Here is a 22722-nt window from a genome sequence, read left to right as displayed (position 1 = left end):
TGAATGGCTAAAGAACAAGATTTTTTAAGTTCACACCCATTGGACAAATATATTGATGAACAGTCAGCTAATCAAAATGAAATAATCAATAATAAAACACAATATACTCAAGAGGAACAACAAAAAATCGATAAGTTGAGTGAACAAATAAAGCCAATGGATAATGATGGTTTACTGAATTATGGTACACAAGCGCAATCAAATATGTCGCAGTTCTCACACCGTATTTTAAATGAAGTTAACACTACAGATGTTGGGCCTGTCGGTGAATCTCTGAATGGTTTAATGAGTAAATTAAAATCAGTTAATCCTGAAGAACTTAATCCAGAAAATCAATCTAAGTTGAAACGCATATTTAAACGCACGAAAGCATCTGTTAATGAAATATTTTCGAAAATGCAGTCTGTAGGTTCTCAGATTGATCGCATTTCTATTGAGTTAGATAAGCATAAAAATAACTTAAAAAAAGATATAGACATGTTAGATGAATTATACAATATGAATAAAGATTATTTTGAAGAATTATCTTTATATATTGAAGCAGCTAAAAAGAAACAGCATGCCCTACAACAGACTGAAGTGCCTAAACTTAGAACACAAGCAAAAGCGACAGGTAATCAAATGGATGTGCAAGCCGCATCTGATATGGAACAATTTATAGATCGTTTAGATAAACGTATTTACGATTTGCAGTTATCAAGACAAATTGCAATTCAAACAGCGCCTCAAATACGTATGATTCAAAATGTAAACCAAGCTCTTGCTGAAAAAATTCAAAGTTCAATTTTAACGAGTATACCGTTATGGAAAAACCAAATGTCTATTGCGTTAACATTGATGAGACAACGTAATGCTGTATCTGCTCAAAAGGCCGTTACAGATACTACGAATGACTTACTATTAAAAAACTCTGAATTATTAAAACAAAATGCATTAGAAACAGCTACTGAAAATGAACGTGGTGTCGTTGATATCGAGACACTAAAAACAACACAAAATGATATTATCGAAACAATTGAACAGACACTTCAAATACAAGAAGAAGGCCGTACTAAACGTAAGCAAGCAGAAACAGAATTAAATCAACTTGAATCAGAATTACAAAATCAATTGTTAGATATGAAAGATAATAAATAAGATTTTTATTAACAAAAAAAGTAGATGGAATTGGGCCAGAAAATCAAAATTAGATTTCTTACCCATGCCCATCTACTTTTTCTATATGCATTAAAAAATACCATTCTATTAGTTTAAACCAATAGAATGGTATTTTAATTTTGAGATTAGAGATTTTATTCTAATCTCCCTATTTAATGCTTATTATCTTCTGTATGTTGAGTTGTTGATTTTTTAATTAAATTATCTGTATCGTCAACTGTGTCTGTAGATTGAGTCGTTACTATATTTTGTTCAACAGCAAGTTTGTGAGCAATTTTCGGTGCTGTCCAAACGACAGGGAGCATTATAATCGATATAGGTACTGCCGTTACGATTATAAAGGACTGTATTGCGCTAATACTACCCTCGCCAATATTAATAAGAATAATTGAGATTACACCCATAATGGCAACCCAGAATAATCTGATGATTTTAGGTGGATCTCCCTCGCCGGTAACTGACATAGAAATTGAATATGACATTGTATCGGCAGTTGTTATCACAAATATAAGCGTCAAAATGAGTAAAGCTATAACTAATACGTTGCCTAAAGGTAATTGTGTAGCAATTGAGATAACTGCTGCAGGTAAACCATTTTCAGATAAAGGATCGCTAATTGAACCGTTATTTTTAGATTCATAAAACAAGCCACTTCCACCTAGAATAGAAAACCAAAAGTGAGAAACCACAGCTGCTACGACTGAAACAAGTATGAAAATCTCTCTAATCGTACGCCCTTTTGATACACGAGCAACTAACATAGCCATCAAAGGACCATAGCCTATGAACCAACCAAAGAAGAAAAGCATCCATGCGCCAGCCCATTGATTATCACCTCTAAAGGTACTGATTTCTAAGAAATTAGTGATGTATGTTCCGTAAGAAGAAATAAATGTATCAATAATAAAGCTACCAGGGCCTATTAATAATATAAAGACGGCAAGCGCTATTGCTAACCATATATTTAGTTTGCTAAGAAACTGTATACCTTTATCTATCCCTGTAGTTGCAGATATAGATACAATGACCATAAGTCCTGCAACAGATAAGACTTGAGTAATAATGTTATCTGGAATACCAAAAATACTATGTAACCAGTAACTAAATTGAAAACCGAAAAATCCAATTGTTCCAATTGTTCCAGCTACTGCTCCTAAAATACAAAAGACATCTATCATTGAGCCTGTCTTTGTATGTTCAATCTTTTCACCAAATACTGGGTATAAAATTGTTCTTGGACGCATTTTCATCCCTTTATTATAATGTGCATACATGATTATAATGCCACTTACAGCACCGTAAACCGCCCATGCTGTAAAGCCCCATGATGTGAAACTTTGGGCCATTGCTGCGGGTATAGCTGCTGTACTACTATCTTTGATACTTGAATCCATAGTTGGTGGCACATCAATAAAATAATACATAGGTTCAGCAGCAGCCCAAAATATAGCTCCTGCGCCTAATCCTGATGTAATCACAATTGCTGCCCATCTGAAGTAACTCATTTCAGGTTTAGAAGCATTTCCGAGTCTCACACGGCCATACTTTGAAAAAGCTAAAACAGCACCTACTGCAAATGTTGCTAGCAATAAAACTTGCCAAAATGCACCAAAATATGAAATTGAAAGTTCAAATCCTTTTTGCACGAAATCCGAAGTTGCTGTAGTAAATAGTGATGACATAATTACAAATAATACAAGTACGCCACCGCTAATAAGAAACACTGGCCAATCTAGTTTATCTTTCCAATAAGAAAATTTAATGTTATTCTACTCCTCTTTTTAGGTTCTCTCTATTTTTCTTTATATTAAGTCTTTTATAATAAATAGTTAGCTTTTTCAATACTTATTGAAATGCTTTCGAATATCATTGAATATTGTTTTAGAATTCAAGATTATAAGTATGAAAATGAAATCTCACGCTATAGCAAATGGTGTTTTTGTGAATATGAATACATGTATTTACCATCTTTAATAAAAATATGTAAGTCTATTTATGATAGTGACAAGAGACTTACTATCGTCACTGACGAAACACTTGAAGTTAAGATTATAGCCCACTTCTTCTTAGTAATCAATTGGACTTTGCAAAATTGTTATAATTTTTAAGATTAAATAATTATATATTAATCATGCACTTGGAAAATTCACCATCTTAAAAAATGATTTTTTGAATTAAATTAAGGTTCCCAACACCAAAATAAGAGTTTTACACATAAAAAATCCCTTCAAAGTAGTCACTTAAAAAGTGATTACTTTGAAGGGATTGATCATTACAAAAATGTTGCATTTAAATATTGAGCAGTATTTACTTAAATGAACTTTTTAATCTTTTTCGTAAACGATAGGCTTTTGATTTTTAACCATGCTAGCTACAATATAACCTATAATTGTAGTTACTATAGCAATTGGGAACCATTCTAATGAATAGTCTTTTAAAGGTAAGCTATCAATAAAGCTCATTTTTATCCAGCCTTGTGTGTGTACTACACTTAATATTGAAACAATAGAAACAATCGCAACTGGAATTTGTTGTGCAATTGGCTTAGTTGGTACAAAACGTGCAATCAATATCAGCAATACTGAAGTGATTGCTACTGGATATACAATGCTAAGTACTGGTACAGACATTGAAATTACTGAATTTAGACCTTGGTTTGCTAATATAAAACTAATTAGAGTAAAACCAATTACATACACTTTATAAGAAATTTTCGGTAAAATTCTATGGAAATATTCTGACACTGAAACGATTAAACCACATGCAGTAGTTAAACACGCAAGTGCAACAATAATGCCTAATAAATATTTACCAAAAGTTCCAAAACCTACATCTGCCATTGTAGTTAATAAGTATGTGCCTATGTTTTGATCTTTTGCTGTTAAACTAGCAATTTTTTCTTGTGATACATCCATGTGATTCCCTATAAAACCTAGAGAAATATAGATGAACATTAAGGCAATTGCAGCGATTAGACCAGCTAGCAATGTTTGTTTGAATATCTTATTCGCGTTTGTAACGCCTGTCGCTTTTACAGCATTAACTACAATCATTGAAAAGGCAATTGCTGCAATTGCGTCCATCGTCAAGTAACCATTCGTAAAACCTTGTGAAAATCCAGCAAAGCCAGAAGTAAACGCTTCGGTAGATTGACTTGGAGCATTACCACCAAAATCTACAAATCCTTTAATGATCATTGCTAAAATAGTAACAAGTAGTAATGGTGTTAACAATGAGCCGATACGATTAATCATTTTACTAGGGTTGATGCATAAATATAATACAATTAAGAAATAAATAACTGTAAATATAAATAATGCTAAACTACTATTTGTTTGTGCAATCGGTGTAACAGTCATCTCAAATGATGTTGATGCTGTACGTGGAATTGCAAATAACGGACCTATTGTTAAGTATATAATTACTAAGAATACTACTGAAAACTTCGGTGAAATTTTATTTAATGAACCGATGTAGCCTTGTTTATCTAACGCTCCCACGACAACGCCTAACAACGGTAATCCGATTCCAGTTAATGCAAATGCTAAAATGGATGGCCAGAAATATTCCCCACTATCTAAACCTAAATTAGGTGGGAATATAAGGTTGCCAGCGCCAAAGAACATTGCAAACAATGTGAAACCTATAATCCATGTATTTTTATTCATATGACGTTCTCCTTTTAATCCAATAAAATAATATTACCTATTTTATCACGTTTAATTAGATGCCGTCTATATAAATTTCAGAATATTTAAATATATAGCGATTTATTTATAAAAATTAGTCTAGCTAAAATGATTTTAATAAAAGTTTTTTCAATAATGGTGACAAATGACTTGGCAAATTTTCTACACCTTCTACAAAGATTGCATACTGACCATAAATATTATGAAGCGTTTGTTCAATGTCTTCTGTAATAGGTTCCTGACTTAAAAATACATTGAATACTTCAATTCCCATTTTTCTAGCGGTTTCAACAGCTTCATAAGTGTCTAAAATACCATCTTGACTATAATTATATGCTGAAGGTTCACCATCTGAAAATACAATTAGAAAGCGTTGGTTATGCGAACGATGCATTAATCGTTCACTCCCTATTCTAATTGCTACGCCATCTCTATTATCATCTTGAGGCTCTAATGCCATAATTCTAGGTCCATCTTTTTCTAAGGTTGAGCGGTCGTATGAAATGATTTCGTCAATAATATTAGGTTGATTTGCATCATCAGCATCGAACGCGTCTTCGTTAAATGCAAGTATCTCATGTTTAACATTTAATGATTTTAAAGTTTCATGGAATAGAACAACACCCTTGATGGTTTCTTCCATCTTATCTTGCATACTTGCAGATGCATCAACTAACAATGTAAAAGTAGCATCAAAGGATTGACTTAAATCTTGTTTCTTATAAAATAACTTATATTGATCATCAATAAACCAATTAAGTAGATTTTTCTGTAATCTTCCTTTAGTTAAATTACGACGTTCATCTTGATATTCTCTATCAATTGTTTTCTTAATAATTTGAATTAAATCTTTTGTTTCAAACTGAACCTCAGATTCAACATTATGATAATCATTGATATATTGTGGTTTAATGTCTGGAATATTCCATTTAATCTCTACATTTTGATTGATACCTTTGAGTGCGAACGCTTGATTATGACCGACAGAACCACCTTCGTCATCTTCAACATTATCAGTAGATCCTTTGCCCTTTTTTGTTTGCATATCAGTCATATCATCGCTCGCATCGCCTTCACGTGCGGTGTCATTATCTCCCATGACATCACTATTTTCACCTTCATGCAATTCCATTTCTAAATAAGCGCCACCTTCAGACGCACTATCTTGATTATTAGATTCCATTTCTTCACTTACAACTTCTTCATCGTTTTGTTCATCAGACTGTCCATCTGAGTTACTTGCATCAGTTCTCGTTAAATCCTCAAAATTAAGTTCTTGTATTGCTTCATAAACTTTTTTCGGTAAATGATAATATTCATTCAACATATCTTCTTTTAAAATACCATCAATTTGATACATGATACGTTCTGCTAAATACATGTTATCTTCAGACGTTTCATTATAGAAGAAATTCGGTAAATATTGATACATATGATTTAAAACATCATCAATTTGAGGGTGTATTTGTGGTACATCATAAAAGTTTTCTGTTAAAAAAGATGCTTCTAAATATAAAAAAAGTAAGTCTGTAAAGGTTGTTTTAGTTTTATAAACTTTGATTTGCGTCTGAGTATAGTTCAATCTGACTTCATTACGCATTTGAATTATAGGTTTTGTAGATGGACGTAATTGTACTATGGTATTTAATACACGTTTGTCTTCTAATAATTTGAAAAGTTGTTGGAAGAATTTAGGATGTTGAAACTCACGATTATGAATGACTTCATTAACAATCTTTTCATCCATCATTTGATAGCCATAAGTAGCAAGTAATACATCTGATTTTAATCCAGTGGATTCTATTTCTTTGCTTCTATGTGACCAAAATGAACTTGTAATTAGCGTATGGTTGATAGGATCATAATATGGAAATTTTTGAATCTTAACATGTGCTTGTTCATTTTTCATTAAAAGACGAGCTAAATCTTGTAGCATCATGACTTGCTTTGCATCAAGCTGTTCGTCATTAAATTTTATAAAACGATCACTCATGGTTATCCCTCACTAAAAGTTTAATTCTACTGCGTTTTTAATTGCTTGTTGTTCACGTTCATCTTCTAATTTATCTATAATCGTACGTTGTATCGCACGTTCTATTGGCATGATGGTTGCTAAATCACTCAAATCGATTAGTGCTCGAATACTTGCTGCTTCTTCAGAAATTTGACCTTGTTTTGTCATTGTTCTCAAATCTTCATTGAATTTTATAATGCTTTGGATAACAGCATCGTCTTTTAACTGACTTTGATTTTTAATAACGTCACTTAAAATATCACCATCAATATAATCTACTTCAATAACAACGAAACGGTTTTTTAATGCTTCATTCATAGGTAATGTACCAATGTATCCTACGTTTATTGCTGCAATAACATTAAAACCTGGTGCCGCACTTACAACTTCCCCGGTAAATGGATTTGTTAATTTTCTACGATAGTCTAATACACCATTTAGTATTGGAAGCGTTTCTGGTTTCGCCATATTAATCTCATCAATATAAAGAATATTTCCTTCTTTCATAGCTTGTATGACAGGTCCGTCTATAAAGACAATTTCCTGTGATCCATTTTCATTTGTTTGTATTGTTTTAAATCCTAATAAACTTTCTGCATCTAAATCGACGGAACAGTTAATTTGGTGCATCGGTCTATTTAAAGTTTCACTTAATGTTTCAGCGAGTTTCGTTTTACCAGAACCTGTTGGTCCTTTTAACAGTATATTTTTATTTAATTGCATTAATGATTTGGCATCATTAAAAACAGTTTCATCTCTATTAATATATTGTGCGTTTGTCATTTTTAAATGTCTCCTTTGGCATTTACATGTTTGTCTGATAATTGTTAAAAACCATTAAAAATAGACTGGGACAAGAATACATTATCATATTTTGCCCTAGTCTATTTTTAATAAGAAAATATATAAACTCACAATCTATTGTGAGTAATTGTTCGTTGCTTTCATGGTTCAATACGATATATTTAAAATATTATACTTCTTTAAAATACTCTTTATAATATCCGCCAACTAGACCAGAGTTATCGATGATTTGGTAATATTCTTCGGTTTCATTAATAACGTCATATTGCTTTCCTACTGTTAGCATATCAGATACCGTGAATTTTTTCGCTTCCGCATGTTCAACTTCGACTTTTTTAATAGGTGTATTTGTTTTCCAAGTTTCATGTAACATAATTATAAAAACCTCTCTTTATTGTTTTATTTCTAAAGTTAAAATAAATGTGATGCCGCTTTTTTCACTAATTCTTAAAGACCGTTCACCATCTTGATCTAATGTTTGATAAGGAATCCCAATGACTTCAAGTTGTTGTAATGCATTTTGAAAATGTGCTTTTGATTCAGTAGCAAATTCAATTTGTTCAACTATACCATGTTCAGGCATTTTAACTTCATCTTTTGCAGCATAGATATGTAGTTCGCCACCTAGCCCACCGTCTCCAATACGAAATACTTGTACTTTATAATCGGCATCGTCTGTTGGTACGTATTCAGCAAAATGTATGAGTCCAAAAACTTTAGTTAAAATAGATTGCGTTAATATGAGTTCATTAACTTTCAATATGACAGGTCCTAAACCTTGAATTTGGTGTAACGGATTTACAGTACTTTCAAATGATGGCATACCTAATGGTGCTCCAGTATTATGTTCGTTTGAGTAAATATTAAAAGTTTGATCATTTTGGTCTTTAAAATCAAAATATTTATGACCATTTAAATCGGTAATTCCACCATGGTTAATGTGATGATTATCTAATACTGATTTATACTCATCCAGACCTTCATCACTTGGTACGCGCAAACCAATATTATCTATATGATTATTATTGTTAATATAGTTAGGTATTTCTACGAAATGTATACGTGTACCAGAATTAAGTTCAGCATCTCCAAAACGTAGCGCTTGCCCTTTGTTTGTCACATTGAGTCCGAGTATATCTTTAAATAAAGTTTTAGTTTTTTCTAAATCATTTGTCCCTGTAGTAACACTTCTAAGACCATTCATTATATTAACCCCTCTATTCATATCTTTTCAACTAATTATAACTTACTTTAAGTATTATTTGTATGATGAGTAATGGTTTTACAAAATTATAACGATTATACATTGGACGAATTGAGAAAATGTATTAAAATGTATCTATATCGTGATTTATTATTGTTCATGACAAATTTGAAAATAGATTTATTGAATTAGAAGGAGGTTTTAAAATGTTAACAGTATGGGTTGTATTTGGTATCACTGTGCTTATAGCAGTGTATTCTGGAATTACTTTCTTTTCAAATATAAATAATAAAGCAAAGCAAAAAAATGCCAATGCTAAAAGTGTTAAGAAAAATAATATCTATGGCGTAGTTTTCTTAGTATTTTTAATTCTAGCTATTATTGAGCTTTTTGTGTATATAGCTTAATAAATTTACATTTTTTAAGACATGTAAATTTAATCGAGATTATTGGAGTTAAAATTTAAAATAACATGTAGTTGTTATACTTGAATAATAAAGCCATACTAAAATTTAAAAGGTCTGGGATAAAATTATCTCATGCTCTATTAGGAAGCCCAAATCAATTAGAAAAACTGATAGATTTGGGCTTTCTATTTAAATTTTAACGATAGTAAAGCGTCTACTTGTTTTCGTATAACTAAACCCTTTTTGAATTAACAACATTTACTTATTTTATTGCCTATTGAAAAAATATTTGATCATGAGAAAAACTACTACTATATAAATTAAAGAATGAATGTATAACGTTATAAAGTCTAGGTTAAATATATGAATAGAATCTTTATTTAAAAGATATAAAATACTGCTTATGGGTGGAAGAGTCCATAATATCCATTGCAAAAATGAAAATTGTTCTATTAATAAATCCTTGGTAAGTGTAACAATTATGATAAGTATTGTAAGAAGCCAATTAAAGTTTTTACTGGCAATTTTTGTATTTGTTACAAAAGAACCTAATAATATCCCAAATAAACCCATTAATATATGTGTGATTAAACCTATGGAAATTAAATTTAATGTAACATCTTTATTAAAAACTTGGATTAATAATGGATAGGATAGTGAAAGTAGTATTAATAAACAGCTAACTAGAAAAAGATATAAAACTTTAAGTTTTAAATAATTGTTTTTAGATCTTAATTGGATATATAAAATATAGCGTTCGTTAATAGTATCGTGCTTGAAATTAATAATTGTAAGCCAAGTCATTATAAGAAATAGTACAATTGATGTGGAACCATAACTAGATAATACAGGGACATCTTTATAGATATAGATGCTTATTAGACATAATAAGTAAATAAAAATAGGTGGTATAAAAATATAAGATTTTAAAAACTTTAAATTTTCATATTTTAAAAAAGTAAGTAGCATATTATAAGTCCTTTACTTCTATAATTTCATAATTATAATTTATTAAATTTTGTATAACTAAGTTAGATTTTGATTTATATACTTGTATCGCTAACTTATTGTCGCTAATTTTTATTGTAGAAACTATAGAATCTTCATTATTTGCCATAATTAAGTTGTTGTGATTTTGTTTATGGCTTTGCACGATAATTAATTTCTGCGTATCTTGCTTAGAGATGGATTTAAATGTGTAATCATCTAAATTGAGTATATGAGTGACTACAGTATTTTCAAAATTGTAATCATGCGCTGTTAAAATAATTGTTTTCGTTTTAACTAATTGTTTTAAATGATTTATAAATCGTTTTTCTGATTTATTATCTAGACCTGAAAATGGTTCGTCGAAAATTAAAATGTCAGCATCCGCTAATAGACATTGTATAATATTAACTTTTTGTAATGTTCCTTTAGATAAACGATGCAACTTCAAATCTTGAAATTCAGTTAAATAAAATAAATCCAAATACTTTTGCAGTATAGTATGTACTTGTTTTTTATTAATTTGATTATTTGAGTTAATTATGAATAATAAAAATTGTTTTACTGTTACTTTAATGTTTTTAGGAAATGTATCCGGGGCATAGCTAATTTTAGAATCAGTATAAATATTGCCGTTACTTGGTAACTGTAATTTGGAAATAAGTTTTAATGTTAAGCTTTTACCCACTCCATTTATTCCTTTTACTAAAGTTATGGAATTTTTGGGGATTTTAAAAGACAAATCATTAATGATTAGATTTTGGTTAAGCATTTTTGATACGTTTTTAGCTTCAATCGCTATGTGCACTGAAAATCATTCCTTTTTCTATAAAAGTTTATTATTTACCTTTGCCATAAATGAGCTGTACGACACCACTTTGATAAGTATGTGTTTTTAGCAATGACAAATTCAATCTCTGACTCATATTTTCAAATAATGGTTTTCCAGAACCTAACACTACAGGGTGAATAGATAAACGATACTCATCAATTAAATTGTTATCTATAAATGGGGTGATAATACTAGACTCACCATATAACCAGATGTCCTTTGTATGGGCTAATTTGATTTGTTCTACTGCCTTGATAATTTCAGGATTATTAATGAATTCAGTTGTTGTTTGATCGGAATATGTTGACGTGTAAATACATATTTCCTTTTGCTATGAATATTGTCCCACATCAACTGGTCTCCATTGATATTGTCATCTGCGTGCGGTTGGAACGTTCCCCATAAGTCATAGCTTTTTCTACCATAAATAATAGCGTCTATTTGGTTTAAAAATGCATTGAAATTCATTTCTGGATCCATGATGCACCAATCAATTTCACCATTGGCCCCTTCTATAAATCCATCTAAAGTTACAGCAAGATCTAATGTAATTTTGCTATTATTGTTCATAAAAGGCACCTTCGTTCATTAAGATATATTATTATATATTTATTGTAATGAAGCTTAAATAAAAAAACAATCATTCTATATTCCAAGCAAACATGTACTTTTAAAATCAAAAATGTTCGAATAAAAAGGAGCAAGGTAAGAAATCAAATTTTGGTTTCTTACCCTGCTCCCACATTGCTGAGTTAATACAGATCACTACAGTGAAATATATTATTTACATTTATAAAAATAACATGTTGTATTTATGTCCCTTGCGCTGAATAGATCTTTAAGGTAGTGAAAATTTAATCACTGGCAAATGTTACGGTATGATTTGATTCAGAAGACATTTGAATTGCATCTATCATAGCTATGGATGCGAGTGCATCATCAGCATGTACATAATTTTGCGTATCGTAATGTATGCAGTCATAAAATTGATTAATCAGTTTACCATGACTTGGTCCATAATAAGATTTTGTTTTAGGTGCTTTAGCATCTTCTATAACTTGTATTTTATAACCGTCTTCATTTACGCGTGTCAGAATATTATCCTTAATTGTGAATTTTTCATTTTCAAAGATGACTTGAAGCTCAACACTAGAATTTCCAATATTGGCATTTGTAGCGAAAAACATGCCATTTGCTTTATTTTCAAATTCTATATGTGCTGCTGCGGTATCCTCTACTTCAATATCGTAATCTAATAGTTGTGAGACATTGCCTTTAATAGACGAGATTTTGCCGCAAAGTAATTGCATTAAATCAAGTGTGTGAATGGCTTGATTGATTAACACGCCACCACCAGCAGTGTCCATATTACCGCGCCAAGGTTTCTCTGTATAATAAGCTTCAGGTCTAAACCAAGTTACGAGACCTTTTACGCCAATGATGTTGCCATGTTTACCACTTTCGACGATTTGTTGTAGTGTTTGAAAGGTGTCGTTATAGCGATTCTGAAAGCAAATACCAATTTTTATTTCTGGGTATTTACGTTCTAATTTCACTAATTCAAGTCCTTCTTTGGCATTAATTGCGAGTGGTTTTTCTTGAAGCACATGAACGCCTTTTTCGACACAAGTCGTTGTCGCTGATAAGTGTAAATAGTGAGGTAAACAAATATGAACACAATCTAACACCTCTGCGTCTAACATTTCATTTAAATCTTTATAAAAATGAGCATGAGGCACTTTATTTTTAAATAATTCATTTTCATCACAAACTGCTACTAATTGAGCTTCTGGATTATCATCAATCGCTTGAATATGTACTTGAGCGATATCACCTAGTCCAACAATTCCAATTTTAAGCATATGACCATCTCCGTTTATTTATGCTTTTATGAGTTAATTTATTGTTCTAATTGAATTTTTTCTTGTAATGCATTTTTAAATTCTGTTGGATCTACTGGTAGTGATACCTCTTTGCTTAACCAACTTGAAAGATAAATGGCATTTACGAAGTTAACACCATTAATACCGTCACTGCCTGGAGCAATCAATGGTGTATCATCGATAATATTAGCTGCAAAGTTTTCTAATACGCTGATGTGTTGTTGACCCCACACACTTTCAAATTCAAATGTTTCTTGATCATAGATATCGTCAAAACCATTACCAGTGAAAATTTTGGCAGCATCTTCCCACGACATATTACGATTCATATCTGTTTCAGAATCTTTTAGGCGAGTCAGTGTAATTTTTTTACTATCTTCTACTAATATTTTACCTTTATCGCCAGTGATTTCTAAACGGTCTGTTCCGATAATGTCATGTGTACATGTAATGAATACACCTGTTGCTCCGTTGCCATAATCTAATATAGTTGTTACATCATCATCGACGTTTAATTCTCTTTGGTAACCATATTTGACATTTGAAAATACTTTTTCAGGTAAGCCACATAACCACTGGAGTAGATCGATTTGGTGTGGCGCTTGGTTTACTAAAACACCACCACCTTCTCCATCCCAAGTTGCTCTCCAAGAACTTTGATCATAATATGCTTGTGGACGCCACCATGTAGTGATAATCCAATTTGTACGACGAATTTGACCAATTTCACCATCATCAATTAATGCTTTAACTTTTTGATATAAAGGGTTAGTTCTTTGATTAAAGAAAATACCAAATGTTAATTCAGGTTTAGAAGCTGCTAAATCACTAATTTCTTTAACTTTTTCAGCATAGATATCTGCAGGTTTTTCTAAAAGTGCGTGAATATCTCTAGACAATGCTTCTTTGCCTATTTCTGTATGGAGGTAATGAGGCACTGTCGTAACGACTGCATCTACATCACCACTTTCTAACATATCAATATAGTTGTCGTAGAAAGGTACATCAGGATACTTTTCAGCACTTAACGCTTTTTTCTCTGGATCAATGTCACATATTGCACCGATTTCTAGTTTATCTACTTCTCCGCTATGAATAAAACCTGCATAAGTGCCACCTTGTGCACCTAAACCAATAATTCCTAAACGAACTTTTTCCATTATGCATTCTCCTCTTGTTCAATATTAGATAGTATTTTAAGTAAAGCTTCATATTGCATTTTATATCCTTCAGCACCATCTTTAGCTACTGTGTTTTGGATTGTCTCTGTGGAATGTTCAAGTTCTAAATCTTTAAGTGAATCAAACACAACGAGATGAGGTTCTAGTGTTAAAAAACCTTCGTAGCCGCGGTCGATTGCTTGTTTAAGTATCGATTCAATTTGACCATCACCCGTGCCACATAAGACATTGACGCTATCTTCATAAACAGCATCTTTAATATGAATATATTCAATATGTGGAGTCAATAATTTATAACATGCTTGTGGATCCTCGTCACATTGAACAAAATTTGCGAAATCAAAGATTGCCTTAAAATGTTCTGAACCGACTTCATTTAAAATAACATTGCAACGTCGAGCAATATCCCCAAAGATATCTTTTTCATTTTCATGAAGTAATATCACATTATATTGTTCAGCAATTTTGGCAAATTGCTTTAATTTAGCAATGACTTCTTTTTCATAATCATCAAAATTATCTTCTTTTGGTATATAAAAACTAAATATTCTAATGTATTTACAATCTAAAGCATTTGATATTTGACATAATGTATTTAATGTTTCTAATTGTGCTTCAAAAGCGGCATCATCATTAATATAAATTTTACCGATTGGAGATCCAATGGATGAAACACCAATGTTCCATTTTTCCAACCTTGGTAAGACATCTTTTTGTATGCTTTCAACTGAGTATTTGCTAATATTTTCACCATCAACACCGCGCAGTGAGATATAGCGCATACCTAATTCACTGACAGTTTTTAACTGGGTATCTAATTCTGATGATATTTCATCAGAAAATCCTGATATTGCGATATTTTTCATTATAAAAATACCTCCATTTTTAATAAATATGACTTAACTTTTATAAAATAATTAATTGAAATCGCTTACATAATTTTACTTTAAAAAGCACCTATCAAGTTGTAAATAGACGATTAATTTAAATTAGAGCCATGTTTTATAACCTAAATCAATTAAGTAGTCACGACTTGTGATTAAGCAATCATATGGATCGGCACCGTACAATTCATCTTGCTCAACAAAGAAATATTCACTGCCACTTTCAAGGCCAGCTTCTATGATATCTCGTAAAGGTAAAGTACCTTCACCAAGTTCAGCAAATTGTGTAATCATATGTAGCATATAATATACCTTCTCAACGCCTTCTCCAGGGTATTGGTTCCAGTCAATTTCTCCAATGCGGTAATCTTTTAAGTGAATGGCACGAATACGGTTTGCGTATGTTGGTATGAATTTAGCTGGGTCTATACCAGCGCGCCAAATCCAATGTATATCTAACTCAAAGCCTAAATGTTCAGTATTATCACGCATTAAATCTAACATGAGCTCTCCATTATAACGAACGAATTCTATGTTATGCGCATGATAGTAAAGATCGATGCCATGTTCTTTTAAGCGTTTAGCATATTCCTCACAGATTTCGGCAAATTTAAGAGCACTTTCTTTAGAACCCATATAATTCATAGGAAGCATGCCAATACGTAAAATTGTACAATCTACAGCTTTACAATCTGCTACAATTTTATCAAAATCATTTTGTAATGTATCACCTGGGTATTTTTGTTCTTCAGAAATATCTTCAACCCCGCAAGACATTGCTGCGATATTCATGCCAAAATCTTTAATTGCACGTTGCATTTCAGTAATGTTCTGTTCTGTCATTTCTATTTGAGATACTTCAACAGCATGGTAGCCAAGCTCATTTACTTTATTTAAAACGTTGTATATTCCATCTTCAGCTACCTTATCTTTAAGCATCATCATTTGAACTCCAATTTGTGGTTCAGTCATATAAATCATCCTTTCAATTTAATATTGCTTTAGTGTTATAATTTAATTATATATTGAGTGAAAATTAACAACATTGTAAATAAAGGGAAAAAGATTGTTTTTTGAGTGGGAGGTAATTTAATGAAAGATAATGGGGATATTAAGTTTAAATTTGATTCTATCTCGCTACCTTTTGATGGAGAGTATGCAGCATGGCACAGGATAAGTGATGGTCACTTTGGCAATGAATTACATTATCACGACCATTATGAAATATTTTTCTCACTATCAGGTAATATGCTATATACCATTGAAGGTAGAAAATATCAGCTAGACGTAGGTTCTTTATTGCTCATTACGCCATATGAGTTTCATCAATTAAATGAACAAATGGATGGGCATGCCGAACGTATTGGATTAAGGTTTGATGCACATTTATTAGAATATTTGTCTACAGATAAATGTGATTTAAGTGCATGCTTTGACACAAAATCACCAAACTTTAAAAATTTACTACAATTGTCTGAATCACAAAAAAGAGAACTATATTATTTGCTTCAGGGTTTAATTAATGAACAAAATAGTCAGAAATTCGGGAAGAAATTAGCAGAAGAAGCATTGCTCACTCAATTTTTTATACTTTTAAATAGAGTGTCTATTGCTAATGAACAGGTATCAGTGCTAGATGATCCGGAATCGGAGTTAGTAAGACAAGTATTAGATTACATGGAGTTACATTATGCAGATCCTATTTCATTAGAAGATCTGGAAAAGAAATTCTATGTTAGTCGCTATAAAATTACTCAACATTTTACTCGCCTTGTAGGTTACCCACCTTATCGTTATTTATTACAGAAACGATTACAAAATGCGCAACGTATGTTGAAAAATGGAGAAAGTCCACAACAAGTTGCCAACCTATGTGGTTTTAGCGATTATTCTAACTTTTATCGAAAATTCAAAACGTCTTATGGATGCAGCCCACGTGATTATTACCAAAAACACGCCAAAAATTAAATGCCTATATAGTAGAGAAATGCCATTACTTTAAAATTGTCTCAGCTAGTGAGTCTATAGTGATGGCTTTTTTAATGGAAAGACCGATTAAAAAAAGTACTTAATATGATAAAAATGCATCTATGCTTTTAAAGATACAAAAATTAAGTTTATACTCTAGCAATGTGTAACGGTTAGTAATCATTATTTGAATAATCAAAAGTAAAATATAATAAGCTAGTTATTGAAATAGAATAATGAACTGTGATCATAAGAATAAATAGAAATATCGTAACTACTATAGATTTCAAACATGAAATCTGCTGTTTTACGTGTTTAAAACCCAGAATATTTAAATTAATAAATAGTCACACTAACACTGCTATCATAAGGTTTATAGTTTTTATACAATGTCTTTACTACCTCCCCTCTTTAATGAAACGTTATAACGTGTATAATGACGTTATAACGTTTTATGATTTAAAATGAAGTTTCCTTACGTTAGATTATAAAAATAAAGGCGGGAAAATCTATGAAAGAAATTAATGATATTATTGCTGAAAACCTTAAGTTGTATAGAAAACAAAATGGTTATTCATTAGAATATTTATCCACTTTGACTGAAGTAAGTAAAACGATGCTTGGACAAATTGAACGTAAAGAATCTATTCCATCGATTACAACATTATGGAAAATTGCCAACGGTTTAAAAGTTTCATTCTCTGAACTTACACAAGAAAATATTGAAAATATTAGAAAGATATTTGCGAATGAGTTGAAGCCATTAACTTCAGAAGATAATAAATATAAAGTATATCCATTTTTTAAGTTTGATATTGAGAAAAAGTTTGAAAGTCATATGGTTATTATAGAGCCTGATGGTCTTATGAAAGATTCGCCGCATGGTTCTGGTTCTATAGAGTACATAACGGTTTATGAAGGTACACTAACGCTTAAATTGGATGGAGACAACTATACGGTTCACAAAGATGAATCTATTAAATTTAACGCTAATATCTTCCATTTTTACTCAAATGAAAATAATTCATCAGTTCGATTTAATATGATTGTGCATTATTAATTTCTTTGCAGAAATATTTAACTGTTTTCAGGTTGTAATAAAAATATAAGTAACTGCATACTAATCGCTCACATTGTAATTTAAGTGCAATTTTGAGTTGATGTCTTATTTTGTGATCAAATATACCTTTTTAGTTATTGTTGTTGTATATGTCCTTTTAAATGAGCATATTTTTATAATTCCATGTATCTGTTAAGCATAGTCAAAGACATAACTCGGTTTTCTAATACTATCTATTTTTATTAAATTCATGGTTAAACTTAATAGCATTGTTGATTTTAAACGTTGCCATAATTAGTTTTAGTATTTTTCTTCTAAGACAACGCTCAAAGGTTTCCGGTTATATGTGTTTAACGTGTGACTTGATATTATTAATTATCGTATTTGCTTTTGGATTAGTTTTGGGGGCGTGAATACGAAGTCGAATTTTGATTTCATGTTCACGCCCTTATTTGGATTTTAGAGTAATTAAAATTTTAAAAACAAAAAATACAACGACGCTTAGCGCCGTTGTATTGGGATTAATAAACTATTTTGTGTTGTGGATTAAGATTCTAATAATAAATCTTCAGGGTTTTCAATTAAATCTTTAATCATTTTTAAGAATCCTACTGCTTCTTTACCATCAATGATTCTGTGATCATAGCTTAATGCAATGTACATCATTGGACGGTTTTCAATTGTATCTGCATCGACAGCAATTGGACGTGTAATAATTGAGTGCATACCTAAAATAGCAGCTTGGCTACCATTGATGATTGGTGTAGACATCATTGAACCAAAGATACCGCCATTAGTAATTGTGAATGAACCATTTACCATATCGTCTAGGCCGAGTTTTTTATCGCGTGCTTTTTTAGCTAAATTACCAATTTCTTCTTCGATTTCAGCAAAGTTTTTCTTGTCACAATCTCTAACGAAAGGAACAAGTAAACCATCGTCAGTAGATACTGCCACACCGATATCATAGAATTGTTTAGTAATCATATCGTCGCCGTCTATCTCAGCATTCACACCTGGGAATTTTTTCAGCGCTGCAACAGCTGCTTTTGTAAAGAATGACATGAAGCCGAGTTTAGTACCATCATGGTCTTTAATGAATTGTTCTTTTTTACGTTTACGTAAATTCATTACGTTAGTCATATCAATTTCGTTAAACGTAGTTAACATAGCTGTATTATTAGAAACTTCTAATAATTTCTTAGCAGCTGTTTTCTTACGACGAGACATTTTTTCTCTCACTACTGGTTTTGATGGATTTTGTTGTGCTGGTTTTTTCGCTTCTTCTTTAGCGGCTGGTGCTTCTTGTTTTGAGCTTGCTTGATTTTGACTTTGATCAACATGTTCTTTTCTTACAACATCATTTGATTGCGCTGCTACTTCAGATAAGTCGATACCTTTTTCACGAGCATATTTACGTGCTGACGGTGTTGCATTAACACGTTGCCCATTGTCTTGATCTTTTTCTTCTGATTTATCATTTTGTGTTTCAGATTGTTGTGGTTGAGCTTTTTCTGATGATGAATCGTCTTTAGCATCATCTTGTTTAGCTGGTGCTTCTGAAGCGTTGTTTCCGCTACCTTCTCCAACGACAGCGATAGATTGGCCTACTTCAACTGTATCGCCTTCGTTTGCAAGTAATTCTTGAAGAACACCTGCTTCTTCTGAAACAACTTCAACGTTTACTTTATCTGTTTCTAGTTCAACGATAGCTTCACCTTTATCTACGTTATCGCCTACTTGTTTTAACCATTCTGCAATGGTACCTTCTGTTATGGATTCTGCTAATTCTGGAACTTTTACCTCTGGCATGCTTGACTTCCCCCTAGTTAATTTTTGTACTTTGTTCGAGTATCATATTTTGAACGAGTTTGTGAATTTCACCATCACCTTCAGCTGGTGCCGAACGTTGTATACGACCATGATAACTTAAATCGTATTTATCTGTAGTTAATTCTTTTAGATATGGATAAACAAATGACCATGCACCTTGGTTCTTAGGTTCTTCTTGTACCCAAGCTACGTTTTCTAAATTCGGCAATTCATTTAATAATGCTTCGATTTCTGTTACAGGGAATGGGTAAAGTCTTTCAACTGCAACAACTAATATAGAATCATTTGGATTTTTAGCCAAATACTCTTTTAAATCAATAAACATTTTTCCTGAAGCTAAAATAACTTTTCTTACAGCGTCTTTTTGATGTTCTTCTGGTAAAATCGCTTCAAATTTGCCCGTAGTAAATTTACTAATAGGATCTGCTACAGTTTTATTACGTAATAAGCTTTTCGGTGACATTACTACTAAAGGTCTCATAGATTCTGTACCTAATGTAGCAGCTTGGGCACGTAATAAATGGAAATAATTACTTGAACTAGATAAATTAACGATTGTCGCATTATTTTCTCCTGCAAGTTGCAAGAATCTTTCTAAACGTGCAGATGAATGTTCTGGTCCTTGTCCTTCAAATGAATGAGGTAACAATAATGTTAAAGCAGAACGTTCGCCCCATTTAGCTCTTGAACTAAATAAGAAGTTATCAAAAATCATTTGAGACATATTTGAAAAATCACCATATTGCGCTTCCCAAATTGTCATACATGATTTATTTTGAACGTTATAACCATATTCAAAGCCAACTACCGCAGCTTCTGATAATGGTGAATTCCTCACTTCAAACGTCGCTTTTTGATCAGGCACATGATGTAACGGTGTATACTTCTCACCAGTCTCTGGGTCATGTAATACTGCGTGACGATGACTGAAAGTACCACGTTCACTATCTTGACCTGTTAAGCGTATTGGATTGCCGTTTTGAGTGATCGTCGCAAAAGCTAATTGTTCTGCTTGAGCCCAGTCAACTAATCCATCTTCTTTTTCAAACGGCTCTCTACGTTTCTCTAATACTTTATTAAGTTTCTTCAATACATTGAAATTTGAAGGATACGTAAGCATCGCATCATTAATTTCTTTTAGATGTTCAAAACTTAATTCTGTATCTTGACTTTGAATTGGCTCTGCCAAATCGTCTGGTTTTTGCATATTTGGATTATCCATTTTATCATTTTTATCGATTTTGTCATGAGCTGCTCGTAATGATTTTTGTACTTCATCCATAATATTATTCATTTGATCTTCTGTAATAATATTCTCATCAACGAGTTGTCTTCCGTATAAAAGTTCAACGGAGTCATGCTTACGTATTTCATGATATTGTAGTGGGTTTGTGATTGATGGTTCATCCATTTCATTATGACCATATCGACGGTAACCAACTAAGTCAATAACAACATCTTTATGGAATTCTTTTCTGAAAGCCATAGCAATTTCAATTGCTTCAATTGTTGCTTCAACGTTGTCTGCATTAACATGCATAATTGGCACATCATATCCTTTTGCAACATCTGAAGAATATGTTGTAGAACGACCTTCTTCAGGTTCTGTTGTAAAGCCGATACGGTTATTTGTAATAACGTGGAGTGTACCGCCAGTAGAATAACCATCAAGACTACCTAAGTTCATTGCTTCAAAATTGATACCTTGACCAGGATAAGCTGCATCACCATGAATTAATATTGGCATTGATTTTTCGAATTCAGTTGTTACTGCACCAGGTTTATCTGTATAGTCTTGTGTTGCACGTGTTTTACCTAAAACAACAGGCGCTACGATTTCTAAATGACTTGGGTTATTAGCTAATGAAATACGTTGTTCACTACCATATGAACGCGTTGTTTTCACTCCACCAAGGTGATATTTAACATCGCCAGACCATCCAGAAGTTAATTTTAAGCTTCCGTCTTCTGGTAAAAACTTCATTGGATCTGTGTGCATAAATTCAGAAATCATCATTTCATATGGCTTTTCTAAAACATGTGTGAGTACGTTTAATCTCCCACGGTGAGCCATACCAATTTGAATGTTTTGAATACCCTCGTCACTCGCAAGTTTTAAAGTTTGCTGTAACATTGGGACTAATGTGTCTACACCTTCAATTGAAAAACGCTTTGCGCCTACAAAGTTTTTGTGTAGATATTTTTCAAAACCTTCAACATGTGCTAAATTTTTAAAAAGTTCGATTTTTTGATTGTCATTTAAAGTTGCTTTGTACGGTGTTTCAATTCTGCGTTTTAACCATACACGTTCTCTATTATTGTTGATATGCGTGTACTCAAAGGCGATTGGTCCTTTGTAACGTTTTTCCATACGTACAATAGCTTCATAAGCATTGTCATAAATATCTTTGAAATGCTCTGATACAATACCTGCAGAAATAGATTCAAGTGTTTCTTTGTCTAAATTAAAATCTTCAAAGTTTAACTTTGGAACATTTTCTCTTACAGGTCTATTGACTGGATAAATATCTGCTGATAAATGCCCATATTGGCGGATATTATCTATTAAGCGCATAACACGTTTGATTGTGCTATCACCTTTAGTCACATTACTTTGACCTTCCTTATTTGTTACGATGTTAGCTTCACCGTTTTTAATTGTACTAAATAGGACTTGCAAATCTTCTGGGACTGAAGTCGGATCATTTAGATATACGTCATATAAATCTAAAACATATCCAAGATTTGCCCCGAAATTTACAGGTGCCTCGGAAACCTGTCTTTCGTTGCTCATATTACACCCTCCACAAAATAGTTG

General features: G+C 31.9%; 17 protein-coding genes and 1 pseudogene. 4 read left to right on the top strand and 14 right to left on the bottom strand.

Annotated elements, in window-relative coordinates:
- The first annotated feature begins 3 nt into the window (after positions 1-3).
- Complete coding sequence (locus tag SOJ_RS08365) at positions 4-1137, top strand: toxic anion resistance protein (RefSeq protein WP_002507635.1); 1134 nt, start codon at positions 4-6, stop codon at positions 1135-1137.
- Positions 1138-1310: 173 nt separating this feature from the next.
- Here SOJ_RS08365 and SOJ_RS08360 read toward each other — a convergent pair whose 3' ends face one another.
- The 6 genes from SOJ_RS08360 to SOJ_RS08335 form a co-directional block, all read right to left on the bottom strand.
- Complete coding sequence (locus tag SOJ_RS08360; RefSeq protein WP_176722570.1) at positions 1311-2921, bottom strand: BCCT family transporter; 1611 nt, start codon at positions 2919-2921, stop codon at positions 1311-1313.
- Between the two features lie 561 nt (positions 2922-3482).
- Entirely contained in the window at positions 3483-4826 is a 1344-nt protein-coding gene (gene brnQ3 / locus SOJ_RS08355; RefSeq protein ID WP_002507633.1) for a branched-chain amino acid-like transporter carrier protein BrnQ3, read from the bottom strand.
- A 124-nt stretch (positions 4827-4950) separates the two neighbouring features.
- Entirely contained in the window at positions 4951-6840 is a 1890-nt protein-coding gene (locus tag SOJ_RS08350; protein ID WP_002507632.1) for a vWA domain-containing protein, read from the bottom strand.
- 12 nt (positions 6841-6852) lie between these two features.
- Complete coding sequence (locus SOJ_RS08345; protein ID WP_002507631.1) at positions 6853-7644, bottom strand: ATP-binding protein; 792 nt, start codon at positions 7642-7644, stop codon at positions 6853-6855.
- Positions 7645-7834: 190 nt separating this feature from the next.
- Positions 7835-8038: a DUF6501 family protein gene (locus tag SOJ_RS08340; protein ID WP_002507630.1), complete on the bottom strand. Its 204-nt coding sequence runs from the start codon at positions 8036-8038 to the stop codon at positions 7835-7837.
- An 18-nt stretch (positions 8039-8056) separates the two neighbouring features.
- Entirely contained in the window at positions 8057-8869 is an 813-nt protein-coding gene (locus SOJ_RS08335) for a VOC family protein (protein ID WP_002507629.1), read from the bottom strand.
- A gap of 206 nt (positions 8870-9075) precedes the next feature.
- Between SOJ_RS08335 and SOJ_RS08330 the strand changes: the two genes are divergently transcribed.
- The gene (locus SOJ_RS08330; RefSeq protein ID WP_002507627.1) at positions 9076-9276 is read left to right on the top strand and encodes a hypothetical protein; all 201 of its coding nucleotides are present in this window, start codon (positions 9076-9078) and stop codon (positions 9274-9276) included.
- 970 nt (positions 9277-10246) lie between these two features.
- Here SOJ_RS08330 and SOJ_RS08320 read toward each other — a convergent pair.
- From SOJ_RS08320 to SOJ_RS08295, 6 genes and pseudogenes are all read right to left on the bottom strand, one after another.
- Complete coding sequence (locus tag SOJ_RS08320; RefSeq protein ID WP_256092314.1) at positions 10247-11035, bottom strand: ATP-binding cassette domain-containing protein; 789 nt, start codon at positions 11033-11035, stop codon at positions 10247-10249.
- Between the two features lie 67 nt (positions 11036-11102).
- Positions 11103-11665, bottom strand: a pseudogene (locus SOJ_RS08315) (dihydrofolate reductase family protein).
- 284 nt (positions 11666-11949) lie between these two features.
- Complete coding sequence (locus tag SOJ_RS08310; protein ID WP_002507622.1) at positions 11950-12957, bottom strand: Gfo/Idh/MocA family protein; 1008 nt, start codon at positions 12955-12957, stop codon at positions 11950-11952.
- A gap of 38 nt (positions 12958-12995) precedes the next feature.
- A complete protein-coding gene (locus tag SOJ_RS08305; protein ID WP_002507621.1) occupies positions 12996-14138 on the bottom strand; it encodes a Gfo/Idh/MocA family protein in 1143 nt (380 codons plus the stop codon).
- On the bottom strand, positions 14138-15025 hold the full coding sequence (locus SOJ_RS08300) for a sugar phosphate isomerase/epimerase family protein (protein ID WP_002507620.1): 888 nt from the start codon (positions 15023-15025) through the stop codon (positions 14138-14140). The genes SOJ_RS08305 and SOJ_RS08300 overlap by 1 nt, the downstream gene beginning before the upstream one ends.
- Positions 15026-15148: 123 nt before the next feature.
- Positions 15149-16015, bottom strand: a complete 867-nt coding sequence (locus tag SOJ_RS08295) for a sugar phosphate isomerase/epimerase family protein (RefSeq protein WP_002507619.1) — start codon at positions 16013-16015, stop codon at positions 15149-15151.
- 120 nt (positions 16016-16135) lie between these two features.
- Here SOJ_RS08295 and SOJ_RS08290 point away from each other — a divergent pair, with 120 nt between their 5' ends.
- Together SOJ_RS08290 and SOJ_RS08285 are read left to right on the top strand one after the other, a co-directional pair.
- Entirely contained in the window at positions 16136-17011 is an 876-nt protein-coding gene (locus SOJ_RS08290) for an AraC family transcriptional regulator (protein ID WP_002507618.1), read from the top strand.
- A 511-nt stretch (positions 17012-17522) separates the two neighbouring features.
- Positions 17523-18071, top strand: a complete 549-nt coding sequence (locus SOJ_RS08285) for a helix-turn-helix domain-containing protein (RefSeq protein ID WP_002507617.1) — start codon at positions 17523-17525, stop codon at positions 18069-18071.
- A gap of 546 nt (positions 18072-18617) precedes the next feature.
- Here SOJ_RS08285 and sucB read toward each other — a convergent pair.
- Both sucB and SOJ_RS08275 read right to left on the bottom strand, forming a co-directional pair.
- A complete protein-coding gene (sucB, locus tag SOJ_RS08280) occupies positions 18618-19883 on the bottom strand; it encodes a dihydrolipoyllysine-residue succinyltransferase (RefSeq protein WP_002507616.1) in 1266 nt (421 codons plus the stop codon).
- Between the two features lie 13 nt (positions 19884-19896).
- The gene (locus tag SOJ_RS08275; protein ID WP_002507615.1) at positions 19897-22698 is read right to left on the bottom strand and encodes a 2-oxoglutarate dehydrogenase E1 component; all 2802 of its coding nucleotides are present in this window, start codon (positions 22696-22698) and stop codon (positions 19897-19899) included.
- Positions 22699-22722 lie beyond the last annotated feature (24 nt).

This window comes from Staphylococcus sp. OJ82, assembly GCF_000294465.1.
In the GTDB taxonomy this organism is placed as follows: domain Bacteria; phylum Bacillota; class Bacilli; order Staphylococcales; family Staphylococcaceae; genus Staphylococcus; species Staphylococcus equorum.
This window is presented reverse-complemented; position numbering and strand designations above follow the sequence as displayed.

Coding starts and splice junctions, on each gene's coding strand:
- SOJ_RS08330 (WP_002507627.1), top strand. CDS start 9,076: ATGTTAACAGTATGGGTTGTATTTGGTATCACTGTGCTTATAGCAGTG.
- SOJ_RS08290 (WP_002507618.1), top strand. CDS start 16,136: ATGAAAGATAATGGGGATATTAAGTTTAAATTTGATTCTATCTCGCTA.
- SOJ_RS08275 (WP_002507615.1), bottom strand. CDS start 22,698: ATGAGCAACGAAAGACAGGTTTCCGAGGCACCTGTAAATTTCGGGGCA.
- brnQ3 (WP_002507633.1), bottom strand. CDS start 4,826: ATGAATAAAAATACATGGATTATAGGTTTCACATTGTTTGCAATGTTC.
- SOJ_RS08350 (WP_002507632.1), bottom strand. CDS start 6,840: ATGAGTGATCGTTTTATAAAATTTAATGACGAACAGCTTGATGCAAAG.
- SOJ_RS08285 (WP_002507617.1), top strand. CDS start 17,523: ATGAAAGAAATTAATGATATTATTGCTGAAAACCTTAAGTTGTATAGA.
- SOJ_RS08310 (WP_002507622.1), bottom strand. CDS start 12,957: ATGCTTAAAATTGGAATTGTTGGACTAGGTGATATCGCTCAAGTACAT.
- SOJ_RS08340 (WP_002507630.1), bottom strand. CDS start 8,038: ATGTTACATGAAACTTGGAAAACAAATACACCTATTAAAAAAGTCGAA.
- SOJ_RS08305 (WP_002507621.1), bottom strand. CDS start 14,138: ATGGAAAAAGTTCGTTTAGGAATTATTGGTTTAGGTGCACAAGGTGGC.
- SOJ_RS08335 (WP_002507629.1), bottom strand. CDS start 8,869: ATGAATGGTCTTAGAAGTGTTACTACAGGGACAAATGATTTAGAAAAA.
- SOJ_RS08365 (WP_002507635.1), top strand. CDS start 4: ATGGCTAAAGAACAAGATTTTTTAAGTTCACACCCATTGGACAAATAT.
- SOJ_RS08345 (WP_002507631.1), bottom strand. CDS start 7,644: ATGACAAACGCACAATATATTAATAGAGATGAAACTGTTTTTAATGAT.
- SOJ_RS08295 (WP_002507619.1), bottom strand. CDS start 16,015: ATGACTGAACCACAAATTGGAGTTCAAATGATGATGCTTAAAGATAAG.
- SOJ_RS08320 (WP_256092314.1), bottom strand. CDS start 11,035: ATGCTTAACCAAAATCTAATCATTAATGATTTGTCTTTTAAAATCCCC.
- SOJ_RS08300 (WP_002507620.1), bottom strand. CDS start 15,025: ATGAAAAATATCGCAATATCAGGATTTTCTGATGAAATATCATCAGAA.
- sucB (WP_002507616.1), bottom strand. CDS start 19,883: ATGCCAGAGGTAAAAGTTCCAGAATTAGCAGAATCCATAACAGAAGGT.